Source organism: Pseudomonas sp. SCB32 (assembly GCF_009189165.1).
Lineage (GTDB): Bacteria > Pseudomonadota > Gammaproteobacteria > Pseudomonadales > Pseudomonadaceae > Pseudomonas.
Genome location: NZ_CP045118.1, coordinates 3112200 through 3129790 on the forward strand (window position 1 = coordinate 3112200; position 17591 = coordinate 3129790).

General features: G+C 59.6%; 11 protein-coding genes. 1 reads left to right on the plus strand and 10 read right to left on the minus strand.

Annotated features, from left to right (window positions below; translation table 11 throughout):
* Nucleotides 1-27: 27 nt before the first annotated feature.
* The 3 genes from GA645_RS14445 to GA645_RS14455 all read right to left on the minus strand — a co-directional run bounded on the left by GA645_RS14445 (nucleotide 28) and on the right by GA645_RS14455 (nucleotide 10127).
* Nucleotides 28-6693, minus strand: a complete 6666-nt coding sequence (locus GA645_RS14445) for a DUF3320 domain-containing protein (RefSeq protein WP_152223704.1) — start codon at nucleotides 6691-6693, stop codon at nucleotides 28-30.
* 231 nt (nucleotides 6694-6924) lie between these two features.
* Nucleotides 6925-8220 carry a site-specific integrase gene (locus GA645_RS14450; protein WP_178119627.1) on the minus strand — a complete coding sequence of 432 codons (1296 nt, stop codon included), beginning with the start codon at nucleotides 8218-8220 and terminating at the stop codon, nucleotides 6925-6927.
* A gap of 980 nt (nucleotides 8221-9200) precedes the next feature.
* A complete protein-coding gene (locus GA645_RS14455) occupies nucleotides 9201-10127 on the minus strand; it encodes a site-specific integrase (RefSeq protein WP_152223705.1) in 927 nt (308 codons plus the stop codon).
* 183 nt (nucleotides 10128-10310) lie between these two features.
* Between GA645_RS14455 and GA645_RS14460 the strand changes: the two genes are divergently transcribed.
* Nucleotides 10311-11282: a DNA-binding protein gene (locus GA645_RS14460; protein WP_152223706.1), complete on the plus strand. Its 972-nt coding sequence runs from the start codon at nucleotides 10311-10313 to the stop codon at nucleotides 11280-11282.
* 2 nt (nucleotides 11283-11284) lie between these two features.
* Here the strand turns inward: GA645_RS14460 and GA645_RS14465 are convergent, their stop codons facing one another.
* The 7 genes from GA645_RS14465 to GA645_RS14490 all read right to left on the minus strand — a co-directional run bounded on the left by GA645_RS14465 (nucleotide 11285) and on the right by GA645_RS14490 (nucleotide 17386).
* Nucleotides 11285-12691, minus strand: a complete 1407-nt coding sequence (locus GA645_RS14465; protein WP_152223707.1) for an OprD family outer membrane porin — start codon at nucleotides 12689-12691, stop codon at nucleotides 11285-11287.
* A 29-nt stretch (nucleotides 12692-12720) separates the two neighbouring features.
* The gene (locus GA645_RS14470; protein ID WP_152228113.1) at nucleotides 12721-13662 is read right to left on the minus strand and encodes a pirin family protein; all 942 of its coding nucleotides are present in this window, start codon (nucleotides 13660-13662) and stop codon (nucleotides 12721-12723) included.
* A 57-nt stretch (nucleotides 13663-13719) separates the two neighbouring features.
* Complete coding sequence (locus GA645_RS14475) at nucleotides 13720-14118, minus strand: OsmC family protein (protein WP_152223708.1); 399 nt, start codon at nucleotides 14116-14118, stop codon at nucleotides 13720-13722.
* A gap of 80 nt (nucleotides 14119-14198) precedes the next feature.
* The gene (gene ycaC, locus GA645_RS14480) at nucleotides 14199-14825 is read right to left on the minus strand and encodes an isochorismate family cysteine hydrolase YcaC (RefSeq protein ID WP_152223709.1); all 627 of its coding nucleotides are present in this window, start codon (nucleotides 14823-14825) and stop codon (nucleotides 14199-14201) included.
* 39 nt (nucleotides 14826-14864) lie between these two features.
* The gene (locus GA645_RS28825) at nucleotides 14865-15008 is read right to left on the minus strand and encodes a hypothetical protein (protein ID WP_178119548.1); all 144 of its coding nucleotides are present in this window, start codon (nucleotides 15006-15008) and stop codon (nucleotides 14865-14867) included.
* Nucleotides 15009-15122: 114 nt separating this feature from the next.
* Nucleotides 15123-15989, minus strand: coding sequence for a pirin family protein (locus tag GA645_RS14485; protein ID WP_152223710.1), 867 nt, complete (start codon nucleotides 15987-15989; stop codon nucleotides 15123-15125).
* A gap of 191 nt (nucleotides 15990-16180) precedes the next feature.
* Nucleotides 16181-17386, minus strand: coding sequence for an NAD(P)/FAD-dependent oxidoreductase (locus tag GA645_RS14490; protein WP_152223711.1), 1206 nt, complete (start codon nucleotides 17384-17386; stop codon nucleotides 16181-16183).
* Nucleotides 17387-17591 lie beyond the last annotated feature (205 nt).

Here is a 17591-nt window from a genome sequence, read left to right on the forward strand (position 1 = left end):
CCAATACAGTCCAGGACAAGCCTTTGCTCAGGAAAAAAGCCTATCGATCACTCCTTGAAGTCTGGCTCGGGTTGGTGCAGATACTTTACTCAATCCGAGCTCTCGGGCCATGGAGTACAGCAAGTCATCGCCAACCAGGCTTTGGTCAGCAAGCGAGCGAGCGAGTGCAAGCAGTTCCAAGCTGCAGATTTCATCGACGGGTCGGATATTGTCGGTGTCTGCAGGTTGTCGATACGTAATAGCTTCGTGATTCGGCAAACGACGGGGCCAGTAGAACTGTCCAGGCTCGTCTGCAACCTTGCTGTGCTCGCGATCCGCAACGATCGCTACTCGATCACGAATTCTCGCCCCGGTTTTTTTCCATCCGTGAACACGTGCGATTCGGCGAGCAAGCGTTGTGTCGAGAATAGGACCTTCTTCTTCGATCACGTGCTTGATCATCATGTCTAGGACAATGTCGTAGCTAGTCTCGAAGAAGGCGTCTGGGTCTACGCCCTCCACGGCACTCAACGGATCGCTCTCTCGGTAGTGGGCAAAGCCAATCGCGGGACGTCCTGTATCGGTCTGGGGGCGCGCATAGCGAACTATCGGCATTTCAGCTTCCACTGCCTTGGTGTCAGTCTCTAAGGAGTCATCAACCACGTTGAAATGAGATCGGTCGACTGGCAGCTCAATGACGTTGTTCTCAGCCGGAGCTTCACTTTCAGCCGCAATGGCCGCCAACTGCTCCTGGATTTCCTGTGCCGCGCGTTGCTGGCGGCTATCAACCAATAAAGCTTCAAGGCGCTCGTGGATCTTCTGAGCGGTACCCTGGGCGTCGATCCACCAGTCTGTCGACCAGATGCGCAGAATTTCCCATCCCAGTCCTCTAAGAACCTGCTCGCGGAGCTTGTCGCGATCACGAGCTGTCGCACTGCGGTGATAGGTCGCCCCATCGCATTCCACGCCAGCGAGATACCGCCCTGGAGCATCAGGATCTACAACTGCCAGGTCGATACGGAATGAAGACACACCGACCTGGGTAACAACTTGCCATCCTTTCAGGCGCAGTGAGTTCGCAACGGCCTCTTCGAAGGGGCTGTCGTACCCGCCCAAGCTACCGGCATCTGCTCCTACTAGAGCGCGAGCGCCTTTATCCGCAAATTCGAGGAAGTGTTTCAGGTCGCGTACGCCGAGTGCTTGGGTGCGTGCCAGATCGATTTTCTCTGGTCGGAGTGTGCTGAAGACACGCAGCTCGTGGCGGGCGCGGGTAACGGCGACGTTGAGCCTGCGTTCACCGCCAGTACGATTGAGCGGGCCGAAGTTCATCGCGACGTTGCCAGCTGCATCCGGGCCGTAGGTGATCGAGAAATACATGATGTCTCGTTCGTCACCTTGCACACTTTCCAAGTTCTTTACGAAGACGGGCTCAAGCTCATTCTCCGAGAAGTAGCTTTCCAGAGCCGGATCTTTCCTGCGTTCAGTGTCGAGCAGATCCTCGATCAGCTTTTGTTGCTCACCGTTGAACGTCACAACACCAATAGTCAGCTTGCTCTCTTTGAACCCGGGGCTGCGCAACCGACCAATCAAGTCGTTGACCAAGGCTTTGGCCTCAGCGGGGTTGGTGCGAGCAGAGCCTTTCTCGTAAACGCCGTTCACGATGTGCAGACTGACCGCGCGATCATTGGTAACGGGAGAAGGGAAGGTCACCAGCTTGGACTCGTAGTACCTCTGGTTCGAGAACGCGATCAGGCTTTCGTGCCGGCTGCGGTAGTGCCAGTTCAAGTTCCGGATTGGCAGATTGGCGCTGATGCACTCATCCAAGATGCTTTCGAGGTCAGCTTCGACATCAACGTCATCCTGAGTGGACTCTGCGCGGTCGAAGAAAGAGGTCGGTGGAAGCTGTTTGGGGTCGCCGACCATCACCACTTGCTTGCCGCGAGCAATCGCACCGATCGCATCCCACACAGGAATCTGCGAAGCCTCGTCGAAGATCACTACGTCGAAGACGCTCGAGTTCGCCGCCAAGTATTGGGCGATGGAGAGGGGGCTCATCAACAAGCACGGTGTCAGTTTGGTAAGCGCGTCGGGGATCTTCGACATCAGCTCGCGCAATGGTAGGTGGCGTGACTTCTTCGTTATCTCGTGTCGAAGCACACCCCATTCCGAGTTCTTGCTCACGGAGTCTTGCGTGGGTAGCTCAGCGCAAAGGCGCGCGCGCAATAGGTCGCGCGTCAGCGCGGTGAAGCGGTCATCCAACGCCCGGAAATCGCGAATGCGCTGCTCGTGCTCGACGCTTACGAATGTGCGTATAACCGGTTCGTGATCAACGGCCGTATTCAGCCACCAGCGTGCGTAGTTCGTTTCGAAGGTCTTGCGTACGCTTCCTTGTGGAACATGGCCAGCCTTCAGGGCATCGACTAATGGAAGCAGGCCAAGCGCTGATGCTTCATCGCATGCTTTCTTCCAAGCACACCAAGCGTGCAGGCCGTTGCCGGCGAGAATCATGTGTTCACATTGGAGGCGCTGCTGGCTGAGTTCTTGCTCGCTAAATCCGGCAGCATCCTCAGCCAGGAAGCGCCCAGCGTCGACGAGTTTGTGCGCATGGACGATGTAGCGATCGAGCGATTCCAGCAGCTCACCACCCGCTTGAGCGAGCTGACCTTCGGGTTCCAGCAGGGCATTCGCGTCACCGAGGAGACGCGCCAGGGCGGCTTTGATGCGTTCCACCTGCTCGGGCGTCTGGGCGAGTGTTGAGATTGCGCCGGTCAAGTGGGAATAGAACTTGAGCACACGGGAGACTGCATCCGCTTTCGTGTTTAATCCCAACCACAGACCTGAGGTCAGTTCACGAAGGTCAGCCAGGTCGCCGAGCTCTCGTTCGATTGCTTCACGCTGCCGGAGAATCTTCAGTTCGCCTTGAAGCCATTCACCGCAAGCGCCGCTACGGACCAGTTCATGCTCGTCCTCTAGACGACCTTCCTGTTGAATGGATCGCCTAGCTCGTTGGAATGCTACAGCAGCATTGAGAGTCTTGGCGTCCGTCTGCAGGCCAGCCCAAAGCGCCCCGGTGGCTTTAGCTAATAGCCCAAGCGCTGATATTTCCCTCTCGACAGTCCGAATTTCTCGCATGCGCTCTAGTACATCCTTGGACGCGATGCCAGCCTCGCCTTGACTGATCGGATCAAATCCCTCGTCCGACCATTGGCGCCCTTCAGCAGATGCAGCGAGAGCAGCCTGCAGGCGCATAGTTACAGCAAGGATCGCAGAGTTCGTTTGGGAGCCTTTCCAGACAGGGCTACCCGATTGCCCCGGATCTATTGCGTCCAAACGAGCGCGGAGTTCGCGAATAGCAATCCAGCGTTGAAGATCTTCCGCTATGGCCGTGAGGGAAGGGGACGTCTGCGTGCTCGCCAGCTGAGCACGAACTCTACGTTGGACGAACCAGGATTTCGGCCAGAATGACCTGCCGGCTAACTCCCACTCTTTTAATAACGCGTGGACATCCAAGACTTCGATTGTGTCGTTGTAAGCCGCGGATAGTGACTGCTTGATCCGATCGACTTCAGAGAGTGCTTCCAGTCCCTGGTTAAGCAGAATCATGCTTGCTACTGGCCAGGGTTGGGGAAGACCGGATCGGAGTTCAGCATGTCGGGCCAGCAGAGCTAACCCGCGTTGGCAGTCCTCCAATGTGCTAGATGTCCAGAATGTAGGAAGCGTTTGATTGAGCGCGCTATGTTGCTCGAGAAGCTTCACACCTGCTTCTAGGCGTTGTCCCATGATTCGTGCATCAGGGCGTAGCACGAAGCTCCAGTTCTGCCCTGCGGCAGCGGGAAGGATCTTCGCTAAAGCCCCTAGCCCTTTGAGTGTCCTACTGTTAACGGGCAGCGCAGGTAGGCCAGACATCTGAGTGTAGCGCTCGCTAGCTTTGTGCACCGCATGTATAGCCGGGATGAGCTCACGTGCTGCTTCGATGACCTGGTGTTGCCAGGTTGGAGACCAGTCATTATTCCCAATGAGATGCAGTGGGTGCTGGTTCAGGGTATTGAAACCAACGGCATGCGCATTGACCTCTAGGCGGTCAGCAATTTCGCGCATTGCGAGCATATCGGAGGACTGGTGCTGTGAATGAGACCCCCACGCCAGGTTTACGGGGGCTAGATCGACGTTAGAACTGACAATTCCGATAGCGTTGTAGATGGTGTACCCGTTGGGGTAGCACTCATGCAGGCGCTCGACATACAGGTTCAGCACATCACGATGCCCCTGGAGGCGCTGGGCTTCCATTTGCCACGTCGTAGCATCAGCGGTACCACGAGCCTCCCAAGCCGAGTGCAGTTGAGAGAGGACTTCAGTCTTCTTCGACTTGTTCGAATGAACCTCGAGGCAAAACTCACCAAGCCCAACTTCGCGGAGCCGGCGATACACCACATCCAGGGCGGCGATCTTTTCCGATACAAAGAGCACTCGTTTCTGCTGTGCAATGAACTGGGCGATCATGTTCACGATCGTCTGGCTCTTGCCGGTACCAGGCGGCCCAATGAGCACGAAATCACGCCCCTGAGCGGCCGACAGTACTGCCGAGAGTTGTGAAGAGTCCGAAGGGAGAGGGCAGAAGACCTGCTGTGGGCTGTACTGTGAATCTAGCTTCCGCTCCTCAGGTAATGCTCCGCCACAGCCCCCGTTGAATGCTTCGCGGGGCGTATCAAGCAGATGCCTGACCACTGGGCTCTGGCGGAGAGCTTCAGAGCGCTCAGAGAGGTCTTTCCACATCAAGTACTTTGCGAACGAGAACATCGACAGTACGACGTCCTCACTGACTTCCCAGCCTTTGATGTCCTTGACAGCCTGAGCGACCGTTCTCCAGATCAGTGCGACATCCAACCCTGAGTCATCTTTCGGAAGCTCGCCTTCCCCGATCCCCAGATTCAGCTCAAAATCTTGGCGAAGCATTTCTTGCAGGGTTGGGTTGAAGCGGGGCTCGTCGTCGTGAATGACCAGGGTGAAGCCTGTCCTGGCGCTCTTTCGCTCCAACGTGACCGGCACAAGGATCAGAGGGGCACGGTAGCGCTGGTTTTCCCTGTCTTCACGCGTCCAGGTCAGGAAGCCCAGTGCCAGGAACAGCGTGTTAGAACCACCCTCTTGTAGATTCGTCCGGGCGCCGCGATAAAGCTCGGTCAGTCTGATGTCGAGTTCTGCATCCGGTAGCCCAACGAACACCTCATTGCGCTTCAGTGCATCCAGGGCGTGCTGACGTCGGAGGTTTTCGCGCTCGCGTTCTTCATGCAAAATCTGATCGCGTGGATCAGCACCATCCATGAGATCTGGGCGTGTCTGCAATTTCAGGTGTTGACCGCTAGCAAGGATGTCTTCAAGTGCGGCAGCATCAGGAGCCTCCAGCCGGAGGGCCTTTTTTCCTGCTTTGAAGTTCAGCAGGTTGTTACGCAGAGACAGGTCGAGCAGTTTTCTTTGCCAGCGAGCCAGGCGGTCTTTCGGATCCAGCGAAGCAATATCGACCTCTACCGGGGCTTCATCAGGAAGCTCCGGCGGCAGGTCGATAAGGAGATCCTGACTATCTTGGCTTAGTTCCTGGCCCGCGCCGCTCGGGGCTGGAGCAGCTTCCGCACTTGCCAGGGGCTTGACCCTCTGCAGACGGGCGCGACGGATGTCCAGCGCAAGCTCGAAATCGTGCTCCTGCCCCTCAGCAAGATGCTGAGCACCGCGCTCAATGGCGTAGGAGAGCGAGGGAATGTTTGGCTGAGTGATCAGCGTGGTCTCGAACAGCTTCAGCTCGTTAAGCTTTATCCGTTTGCGCAGAGCGGTTATGTCGTCGATAGCGCTGTTAGAGAACTCTTCTGCTTTGAGCCAGAAACCCGAGAACGCATGGCCCCGAGTGAAAATCAACAAGGGGTTCAAACCGGCCTGCTCCAAGGCCGCACAGAACAGCAGCGACAGATCAAAACAGGTTGCTAGGCCACTCTCCAGAATATGGCTTGGGCTACGGACTTTCTGGCCGAACTGCTCGAAACTGGCTGGGGGGAGGGCATAGTCCAGCTTGAACGATGCAACTGCTGCCCAGATCGCCGATGCAATCTCCCATGAATGCGCGGAGCCAGCGGAGTATCCGTTTAGTGCAGGGTCTTTTCCCTGTTCTCGAAGTAGCTCGGCTGCCTTCTTCAGCAGACGCTCAACAGCGATGTCGTTGGGCTGGACAAATGCTGCTGTCATTTCGGGCAGGTGAGATAGTCCACCCCAATGATTACGGGGTAGCAGCTCTAAGCTGAGCTCTAAACGAGCGACCTCTAGACGCTCTTCGCCGTCCGAGCCTTGGGCTGTCAGAATGAAGGTAGCAGTGGCCTGCTCGGCTTCTGTCAACTTGGATAGCAGTGCACCGTCGATTTGCAAGTCGAGACCAGGAATCGGGAGGAACGTTCCCGGACCCACAGCGTCGATGTGCCAAGTCTTCGGCTTGAAGACTAGAGGGTCAGACAGGAGCTTGAGCTCCAGATTGCTGAGCTTCTGATCGGAGTCGTTGACCAGGCGTAGCTCTCGAATTACCGGTATCGAGTTCTGGAAATCGGCCAGGTTAAGCTTTGCAATCAGTGTGGCCTGAATGCGGACTGTCTTTATCGGAGCAGGCTCAATAGCCTGAACGATTGCTTGCGTGTCCTGGGGCAGCTCGCTGTCAGGCTGCTCAATAACGTCGTCACTCATGCCGCTCTCCTTATCCAGACCTGGCAACGAGGCCAGACGGCGGAAGACTCCAGGCCGGGGCATACCCCGACACACGCTTCCATGCATCGGCTCATCCTATCGATTAGGTCGCATGATGGCGAGTAGCCAACCATTTGGGTAGACGAACTGTATCGCGGCAGAAAGAGAGCAGTTCATAGATTTTCCCCGAACTAGAGCGGATTCGGAGACGCACTACATCCAATATGGAAGTTATAGATTCTTAATCTTCATCTTTTTCACTGAGTGCGCTCGCTGCTCATCCAGTGAGTTGTAATACGTGTTTTGCGTAGTGCTTAGGCTGTTATGACGTAAGTCCGCCTGCAGATCCTTCATGTCTCGATGTGGTGCATCGAAGGTAGCGGATGTGTGGCGAAGCCAGTGCAATGATGCCGAACGAAGTTGATCAACCTCGTCATCGCTCCAACCTTCGTCTCGCATCCTCTGGAGAGCTTGATCAAAAACCTCCTGGAGCAAAAGTCTGATGTGACGATCAGACAAGCCGCCTCGACCTTTTAGCGTACTGAGCAATGGCCGCTTCTCATGTGCGGAGGGCAGGGGAGGTAACTGTAAGTGTCTACGATACCGAGCCAAATAGGACTCAATGAACTCATCCCGCACGCTAATTTTTGCGGCCTTGTTCCCTTTGCCCACAACGTGAAACCACCAGTTCCCAGCGGTATCTCGGCGGAAATCTCCCATCACGGGGCTCCAGTTATCGCGCCCTACGAGGTCAGAGACGCGCAGGTACATGGAGAAGAGTGTGGCGACAATAAAAAGGGTGCGTTCATGAACTGGATCAGCTGCCGCCATCAGTTCGGCGGTCTCAATGACAAAGCTCCACTGCAGTTGAGTCAATGAGCGAGACGCCACGTCCAGGGTGTTGCGCTGCTTGTATATCGACTTCTGTTTAACTGCCCGGAAAGGATTCACCTCGGTGAATCCTTCGTCGATTGCGTGCTGGAAGAAACTGCCGCATACGGCAAATACCTGGGCCACAGAGCCCTGGGACATTTTGTAGGCGCTCGAGGGGAGGGCGGTCAGCGTCTCCGAAGCGATTTTCCTATCTCGTTTCGGAGCACTGGTAGCGAATGGACGCCAATCCTCGTTTACGGCATATGTGTCACTGTCAGATCGCTTCCTTGCGCCAATGCGCACAAAGCGAGACTTAACGATCGGGCCAATCCATTCAGCAGGCGGATTGAGGCAAAACTCCATGAATGCCTCGGCATCCCGGCGGCGTAGCTCGATGAGAGGCTTCTCGACGATCAGCACAGACCATAGAAGCAGGCGTTCAACGTGAGTCCGGTAGGAGTTGTAGGTTGCCTGGTTACCAGCATAGGACTTGAGGAATCCGCGTACGGCCAGGTATCCATCGATGGCCATGCAGTGCTCAGGCATTGCGCGCAGATAGCCGAGCACGGCTGGAAGCTCGCCGCTTAGGCCCAAGAAATTAATTTCGTGAAAGCGTTCGAAGGTGTCGAACAAGGGCTGGGGTATTTGAGGCATGGCGGCGTCGCGTACTAGTGATGCCTCTAGGATGGAGGTTTTAAGGCCACCCAGCAATATCCGGGTCTGATGATTATCGGATATTACATATGAATTTCCCTCGCCCGATCGAGGTGTGCCCCTCACCAGACAACCAATCTCAATGCCCACATTGCAGGAGGCTCCAGCCTCACATCAGGACCGCCCTTAAAAGGTGGAAGGCACAAGGTAATTTTTAAAATACTCAATAAAAGCAATAACTTAAAATTCAGAATCCGCCTCTAAAAAGTGGAAAAGCGCCTAAAAAGGAGGATTTAGCACTGTTGGCACCAGGCTGGGCGGCTAAAAAGCCTCGCAGCTCTTGGAAAGTCCCATAAAAGGTGCACTTTCACATGGGAAGATAAAAATCTTCTTGTACATCAGTAGGTTGAAATCAATCAGCGGCGCGTAAATAGTGGAAAATCTACCGCCAACGGGGCAAAAAGGCTCCTGCACGTACGTTCTGTGCGCGTCTAACTGTGAAAGAAGGTCAGCTCCAACGAGAAAAACAGCGTAGAGGGGCTTCGGTAGCTGCGCAGCGGATATTTTCTGAAGCGAATCTGACCCATTCGATGTAGCAGAACCCGGCGATTGAGACTGACTGTTGTGAGCGATTACACGTTTTAAAGACGTTTTGTGGACGCCTGGTGCCCCAAAAACGAACAAGGAGCGCCTTGAAGCCTAGTGCCACAGGGCTTCCACATTTAAGGAATGAAATTCCACTTTTTAGGGGCTCCTTACATCAGGGAGCTGATGCGGAGGATCGGATAGGAGCGCGTCCTTCGTAATATTCAATTTAACATAATATACATTATGCGAATCTACGAATGAGACGAACCCGGGCATCCTCCTACAGTTTTCACGCCAGGCATCCACCGATTTCAGTCTGTTCGTCATCCGTGCCTCGACTTTACGTTTGCGACCTTGCAGCTGATCACGGTCTGCGTCTTCGCGCAGTCGCTTCAGGTAATTGCGAACTGACCCGGCAACGACCCCGCCGGATCGACATAACGCAACGCCGACTTGGGATCTCGCCATCCCACATAACTCATCAGCGTCTTCTGATCCCAGCCGCTTCGAGTCGCCCAGGTCGCGAAGCCGCGCCGCAGTGAGTGGCTGCTGTAACGTTCGGCGGGTATGCCGCATTGGCTCAACGCTGCGCGCAGGATTGGAATGACGCTGTTCGGATGAAGCGGCTCGCCCTGGATGTAGCCCCATCGATCGATACGTCGAAAAACCGGCCCTTGCTGTTCGCCAAGCTCGGCGATCCAGTCCTGGTAAGCCTGTACCGGGCACAGACGGGCCAATGCGGGTGCATGAAAGGTCTGGCCGAGGTTTTCCCGATCCGTCTTGCTCCACGGTAGATAGATCGTCATGCCTCGACCGGGGGCAACCTCTATATGGTCGACCTGCAGGCGGCACAGCTCGTCGCTCCGGAAGGCGCGCCAGAAGCCCATGAGGATCAACGCCCGGTCACGCAGCGCGCGCCGGCGACTTGGTACATCACCGGCCTGGTGAGCCGTCAGTGCGACGTGCTCCAGGCGCTGAACGCACAGCTCCAGCTCCTGTAGTTGCAATGGATGGGCCTGTTTCTCCGGTCTTGGGTGCAGGACGCGAATACCTTTCAGCACCTTGCGCACGATCGGCGCCTTGGTGGGATCGGGAAAGCCCTGGCTGAGATGCCATTGCGCGATCGCTGCCAATCGCGTCTTCAGCGTATTGGCGCTGAGCTTGCCCGCATGCTCAGCCAGGTAGCGGGCAACGGTGTCGCTGGTGGTGGGTAGAAATCCGCCCCAGACGACCTCGAAGTGCTCGATGGCCGCCTGGTAGCTGCGCCGGGTATTGCTGCGCGTGGCGGCTTCTATATAGCGCTCCAGTTCCTGGGGCATGGTCGCCCTCCTCCTCTTCTTCCTGTATCGGCCCGCTGCGGGCTCACGCCGAGTTCTGGCTTTCACACGTGATAATTCGTGATTATCCAAGCTCAATATAGAGAGCACAATTCTTGAATTTTGCTGATAAGATACTATGTAATTACATAATACATACCACAGTACGAAATCGTCGGAGACCCCATGGCACGTGGCGGAATCACCAAAGCTCTGGTACAGAAAGCCCGCACCGCCATACTGGCGCGCGGTGAGAACCCGAGCATCGATGCCTTGCGTGTCGAGATGGGCAATACGGGTTCCAAATCCACGATTCATCGCTACCTGAAAGAGATCGAGGCGGAGATTGCGCCGCGCGCCGGACAGCCACGCTCGCTCAGCGACAACCTGACCGAGCTGGTGGCGCAACTGGCCGGCCAACTGCAGCAGGAAGCACGACAAGCCGTCGCGGAAGACAAAGCCGCCCTCTCCCGCGAACGGCTGGATTACCAGCAGCAGGTGCGCAACGCGCAGGCGCAGATCGATCTGTTGAATGGAAGTGTTCAGGCCCTGGAGCGCCAGCTGCAGGAAGCCCGCGCTCAGCTCCAGACGGTCCAGGAGCAAAAGCACCAGTCCGACCTGGCGAATGCCCGGCTTCGTCAGCTGGGAAGTGACCTGGAAACCCGCCTGCGGGAACGGGACGCGCAGATTCTCTCGCTGGAGGAGAAGCACAACCACGCCCGCCTCGCCCTGGACCACTTCCGCCAGGCCGCCAAGGAGCAGCGGGAGCAGGAGCAGCGACAGCACGAAGGTCAGGTGCAGCAACTCGGCGTTGAGCTCCGGCAGTTGCAGCAGTCGATGATCGTGCGCCAGGACCAGCTGACCCAGCTCAACCGCGACAACGAGCGCCTGCTCACCGAAGCGCGCCTGCTGCGTAATGAACAGGACGCGAAGCAACAGCAGCTCATGCGGGAAACGCTCGCGTCCGAAGTGCTCCGGCAGGACAAGGCGCGGCTCGATGGGCAGCGCATCGAGCTGGAAGAGCGGACCCAGGAGCTGACCGACGAGCTTCGCCTCTCGCACCAGCTGACGCGCGATCAGGCCATCAGGATTGCCGCACTTGAAGAACAGGCTCAGCTAGCCGCCCAGCAACCCGAGCCTGAAGCTGATACCGAGTAGCCTCAGAACAGGCTGATCGGATAATCGACGATCACGCGGTATTCATCGGCACTGGAATTGCCCCGCGTATTGCCAGGCGCGGTGTATCCGTCCCCCTCGCGGTGGGCAGCCCAACGCATGGTCAGCGACAAATCCTTCGCCGGCCCGGCGGGCACCACGTATTTGACGGCGAGGTCGCGCTCCCAGTGCTTGGCGTCCTTTCCATCCGGGTTGTAGATGTAGCCGTAGCCCGGGCTGTTGGGGTCCACGCGGGTTAGGTCCGCCTCGCCCTTCGTATAGGCCGCAGTGAACTGCAAAGTGGGCAGGCTCAGGAAGGCCAGCGGTGTTTCGTACTGCACCCGCCAGGACTTTTCCCCCGGACCGTTGAAGTCGGCGAACTGCTGGGAGTTGCTCAGGTAAAGGAAGATCCGGTCATTCTGGGCGAGATAGTCGAATGGCGTCCTGCTATCGACCTTCTGCAGCCCGAGGGTCACCGTTTGTCCGTAGGCGGTCGCGGCGAGCCCGGCGCTGTAGGTGTCGTTATCGATGCTGCCCAGCTGGCTGTTACCCGAATCCCGCGTCTTGAAGTAGTGCAGGTAGGGCTTCAGGGTCAGGGTTTCATTCACCGGGATGGCGTCCGAGATACCCAGGTAGTACTGATTCCAGATGTCCTGGAGTTGGCCGCCATAGCCCATTATCTGCAAGCCCCAGGGGCCGCTGTAGATGGCGCCCGCCCAGCCCTCATGAGGGCTTTCGCGATCCGCCGCGACGCCTGCCTTGTTACGCGCGCCGTAGGCGGTGGTCAGGTCGCTGTATCCGCTCTGGTTGCGCAAGCGCGTCGAGTCCACGAAGCCCGCATCCACCCACAGGTCCTGCAGACCATGATTCTTCAGGGTCACGCCACGATAGGCCTGCGGAAACAGGCGGCTCGTCCCGCTGGCTACCAGCGGGTTCTCCACCAGCTGGTCACCCGCCCTCACCAGGGTTTCGCGGTACCTGAACTTGAGCGCGGCCCCCGCACTGGAGAAATCGTCATCGGGCTTGCGGGATGAGTCCAGCGGCAGCAATCCGGCGCCGCCACTGCCGCCGCCGCCATCCAGTTTCAGCCCCAGAAAGCCGTGGGCGTCGATGCCGACCCCGATCGGCGTATCGGTGAAGCCGGATCGGTACGAGAGCAGGAAACCCTGCGCCCACTCGTTGGGATCATTAGTGGCCGGTCCAGAGTGATTGTCGCGCTGGAAGTAGTAGTTCCTGACCAGGGCATATAGCCGCGAGCCTTCGACGAAGCCGGGCGGAATGGTCAGGTCAGCGGCTTGCCGCTGATTGACCCCGGTGAAGACGGCGTCCTTCTGCCCCTCGGAGTTGTCGGCCCGTACGGGGAAGGCCTGGAGCAGGCCAGCAGCCAAAGCACAGAGCGGAAGATGGCGCATAGCGGCCCGGGTATTCATCGTCGCAGCCCTCAGGCTTGCCAGGGAAGTGGAGGCGCAATCAGGCGTGGCCCGTCGAACTGGGCCACATCGCCGAAACGGGCACCACCCTCCTCCCATTCCCGCTGCGCCTGGGCGATCTCCGCCTTGCTGTGCCCGACGAAGTTCCACCATATGAGGATCTCCTCGGCAAAGGGCACACCGCCGAGCAGGACGGCACGGGCGCCTGTCGAGGCCTCCAGTTCCAGCGACGCCAGCCCGCGGCCCAGGTAGGCGAACTCGTTGGCGGCAAAGAGCTCGCCATTGATGCTCCATTCGCCGGTCAGGGGCAGCACGCCGTACTCATGACTCTGCTCCAGAGCGAGCCGTGTGCCTGTGGAGTGCGTCGCGGCCAGGTCGATCCCTACCAGCGGCGAGAAGGTACGCGCGGGCGCGGTGCAGGGCCCGAAGGTGCCGGCAAGCAATGTGAGCTCGAATCCGTCCGACTGCCATCGAGGCAGCTCGGCGTAGTGATCGAACATCGCTGGGCGACCGCTCTCGGCGGCCGGCAAAGCGATCCATAGCTGAACCGCGTGAAGCTGGTCCTCACCCGGCAGCGACTCTTCGGTATGGGTGATCCCGTGACCGGCAGTCATCAGGTTCACCTGGCCCGGCCGGATCACCTGCACGTTGCCCAGGCTGTCACGGTGCAGGACTTCACCTGCGATCATCCAGGTAAAGGTCTGCAGCCCGATATGCGGATGCGGGCCGACACGCAGCCCATTCCCCGAGGTGGAGACCGCCGGCCCCGCATGGTCCAGGAAGCACCAGGCCCCGACCATTCGTCGCTGCCGCGACGGCAGAACCCGATTGACCGGAATGCCGCCGCCAACCTGGGCGCTGCGCGCAGCGACCCGCTGTATGGCCCGGACTCCGTTCTGCGTCGGGCAATCCGACGAGGATGACAACTCGCATTGGGTTTCGTGTGTACTCATCATCAGCTCTCCCCGGCCACCGGGAAACTCACGACCTCGCCCACCGGTCCTTGCACCTCACTCGACCAGTTGGCTGGTGATGAGGATCTCGCCGCTCAGCAGCTTGTGAATGGGGCAGGCATTGGCAATCTCCAGCAGGCGCGCCCGCTGCTCGTCGGTCAACACCCCGGACAGCTGGATATCGCGCCCTATCTCGGTATGCCCCGGGCGCTCCTGCAGAACGCTCAATTCCACATCGATGGCGTCCAGCGGCAGGCCCTTGCGCTGCGCATACATGGCCACCGTGATCGAGGTGCAGGCGCCCAGCGCGGACAGCAGGAGCTGGTGCGGCGTGGGGCCGCTGTCGCCGCCGCCGAGCGCTGCGGGAACATCGCCGAGCCACGCGTGCTCGCCATCGGTCAATTTCACCTGGAATGCCACGCCGGCATAGGACGCGTGGAGAGTGGGTTCAGCCATGGGTGCTCCCGAAAAATAAGTGCGAAGCCGTCAAACCCGGCGAGGAGCCATGCGCGCTGGCATGGCCCCTCGCCTCTGGCTTATTTGGCCGCGGTCAGCAGGCTGTAGCTGGTGATCAGGTTGCGGTAATCCGGGATGTGCGCGGAGAACAGCGCGGCCAGGCCTTCGATGTCGTTACGCCAGTCGCGGTGCAGTTCGCAGGCCACCCCGAACCAGGTCATCAGCTGGGCGCCGGCGGCTTCCATGCGGCGCCAGGCGGCATCGCGGGTGACTTCGTTGAAGGTGCCGGACGCATCCGCCACCACGAACACATCAAAGCCTTCGGCCAGCGCCGAGAGCGCCGGGAAAGCCACGCAGACCTCGGTCACCACGCCGGCGATGATCAGCTGCTTCTTGCCGGTGGCCTTCACAGCCTTGACGAAGTCCTCGTTGTCCCAGGCGTTGATGTTGCCCGGGCGAGCGATGTAGGGCGCCTCCGGGAACATCTCTTTCAGTTCCGGAACCAGCGGGCCGTTGGGGCCGTTTTCGAAGCTGGTGGTGAGGACGGTCGGCAGCTTGAAGTACTTGGCCAGGTCGGCCAGGGCCAGGACGTTGTTCTTGAACTTGTCCGGTTCGATATCCCGAACCAGGGATAGCAGACCCGTCTGGTGATCGACCAGCAGTACGGCGGCCTGGGTCTTGTCGAGACGGACGTAAGGCTTGCTCATGGCGTGTTCCTCGTTTTCAGGTTGAATGCCCGGCGTGGTTCACCGGACAAGGAGTGGATTCCAGCGTTGCGAGTCCAGTACGTCGAGCCCGATCACGACCCGCTGCGCTGGCATCGCAGCCTTGTTGAGATCGATCGCGGGGATCTGGCCTTTGAAGTTGGCGACCTCTGCAAGATTTCTCACAGCCCTCTCCTCTTGGGACCTGGGCCATCCAGGTCCCGGCGGCCGAGCCGCAGGCCCTTCATTCTTCTGCAGGGATTTATCAGGTTAGTACGCACCTGACTTACGCCGTGACCGTCAGTCGTCCAGCCGGCCGAACCGCCCGCCCTCGAAGTCCTGAACCGCCTGGCGTATCTCGTTTTCGCTGTTCATCACGAAGGGGCCGTAGCCGACAATCGGCTCGTCGATGGGCTCACCCGCCAGCAGCAGCACATGCGCCTCGCCGTTGGCCTCCAGCAGCACCGCCTCCCCGGCCCGGTCGAACAGCACCGTCTGGGCCTCCCGCACCACCTCGCTGCCATTCACCAGCACGGTGCCGTGCAGCACCACCAGGGCTGCGGTACGTCCCGCGACCAGCGGCAGGCTGACCGGCCTGCCCTGCTCGATCCACAGATCCCAGACATCGATCGGCGTGAAGGTCTGCGCGGCGCCCTGCCGGCCGCCGAATTGCCCGGCGATCAGGCGCAAGGTACCGGCGCCATCGGCCAGATCGATGCGCGGAATGGCGCTGTCCAGAAGGGTCTGATAGCGCGGTGCAGCCATCTTGTCGCGGGCCGGCAGGTTGACCCACAACTGCACCATTTCCAGGGTTCCGCCGCTGCGGCTGAAGGCCTCGGAGTGGAACTCCTCATGCAGGATTCCCGAGGCCGCCGTCATCCACTGCACGTCGCCGGGGCCGATGCGGCCGCCCGCTCCCGTGGAGTCGCGGTGCTCCAGCTCCCCCTTGTAGACGATGGTCACCGTCTCGAAACCGCGATGGGGATGCTGCCCCACGCCCCGGCGGGCGCTGGTCGGCGGGAAATCCTGTGGCCCGGCGAAGTCGAGCAGCAGGAAGGGGCTGATGTGCTTGCCCAGGCTGTCGTAGGAGAACAGCGTGCGGACTGGAAATCCGTCACCCACCCAATGGGGCCTGGGGCTGGAATAGACACCGAGAATCTTCTTCATTGCGCACCTCCCGCAATCAATGGAAGTAACGGTAATTCCGCAGCGATTAGCCCGGTAGAGCCTTGAAATGGCTCTCAGCGTTCTATTCCGTGAACACTGGAACCCTCCTGATTAGTGGTAAAAGCGCCCCCGGAAACAAAGGAGCCGCACGTTCTTCACGTGCGGCTCCCAGCCTCAATCGGCTATGGCGATCACGCCACGATGGGAATCAGCGGGTCAGCGGCGTCCAACGCCACGGCGCGGTCGGCCGCCGGCGGGTAGATCCACTGGGTGTTGATCTGGGTCTTGAGCTGCTTGCCCTCCTCCCCCGTCAGCCTCACCTGGCGGTCCCAGCCCTCGGTGTACACCGCGCCCCAGCCGCCCAGGTCCAGGCAGGTGACGTACTTGGGCTGGCTGTAGGGAATCGGCGCCACGCCCAGTAGGTCGGCGGCGGCATTGTTGCCTGCCGAGCGCCCCAGGGAGATGGCGTGCTGGCAGGTCATCAGCGCGTAGTTGCCCAGATCGTCCGTCGCCGCGTAGGCGGTATCGCCGGTAGCGTAGATCAGCTCCTGGCCGTGCACCTTGAGGTTGCGGTCCACGTGCAGGCGGCCACGGAGATCACGCGGCGCGTCGATCTGCGCGGTGAGCGGCGAGGCTTTGACCCCGGCGGCCCAGATCACGGTCTGGGTCGCGATTCGCTCGCCATTGGCCAGGGTCACGCCGCCCTCGTCCACTGCGCTAACCGCTGCGCCCAGGCGCCAGGACACGCCAAGGGCTTCGCTGGCATGGGCGATGATCTCGGCGATCGAATCGCCCATGGCGGCGCCGACGCGCCGGCCCGGGTCGACGATGATCACGTTCAATGCAGCATTCTCGCCGAGAATGGCGCGCAGCCGACCGGGCATCTCGGTGGCCGTCTCGATGCCGGTGAAGCCGCCGCCGACCACCACCACGGTATTGCGCGCCGGGCTGTCCGGAAGTCTGGCCAGTGCGTGCAGGTGCTCCTCCAGCTTCACGGCCGATTCCAGGCTGTCTACGTCGAAGGTGTGGCGGTCGATACCGGCCGCTGCCGGGCGGGCCACCTCGCTGCCGGTCGCCAGCACCAGGCGGTCGTACGACAGTTCGCCCGTCTGGCCGTTGGCGCTGTTGTAGCGGACACGCCGGGTCTGGCTGTCGATATCGGTGGCACTGCCCTGGATGAAGCTCACGCCGACCGCGTCGAACAGCTCGCCCAGCGGCGCAATGGTGCCGGCCACGTTGTGTTCGTAGAAGCGCGGGCGGATACGCAGCTCCGCCTGCGGTGCGAGCAGCGTGACCGCCACATCCGCACGACGCTGCTGGTCGAGCAGGCGAACCGCGCTGAGGGCGCTCCAGAGGCCGCCGAACCCGGCGCCGATGATCAGAATCTGTTGTTGCATGACGTGCTCCAGAAAGAAATCGCTGAGAAAGCTCGCCGGCCTGATGCCGGACTACGGGGCGGATTGTGCGGGCGCAAGAGGCCGGCGTATTGACCCAATTCCAGGTAAAACGCCGGGGCCATTTTCACCGCTCGGCCATTCCGCGCCTGCCGCCCCAGAATCCCGGACCCGGCGCCATCCGTGAGCTGCCGGCATTTCGGCATCG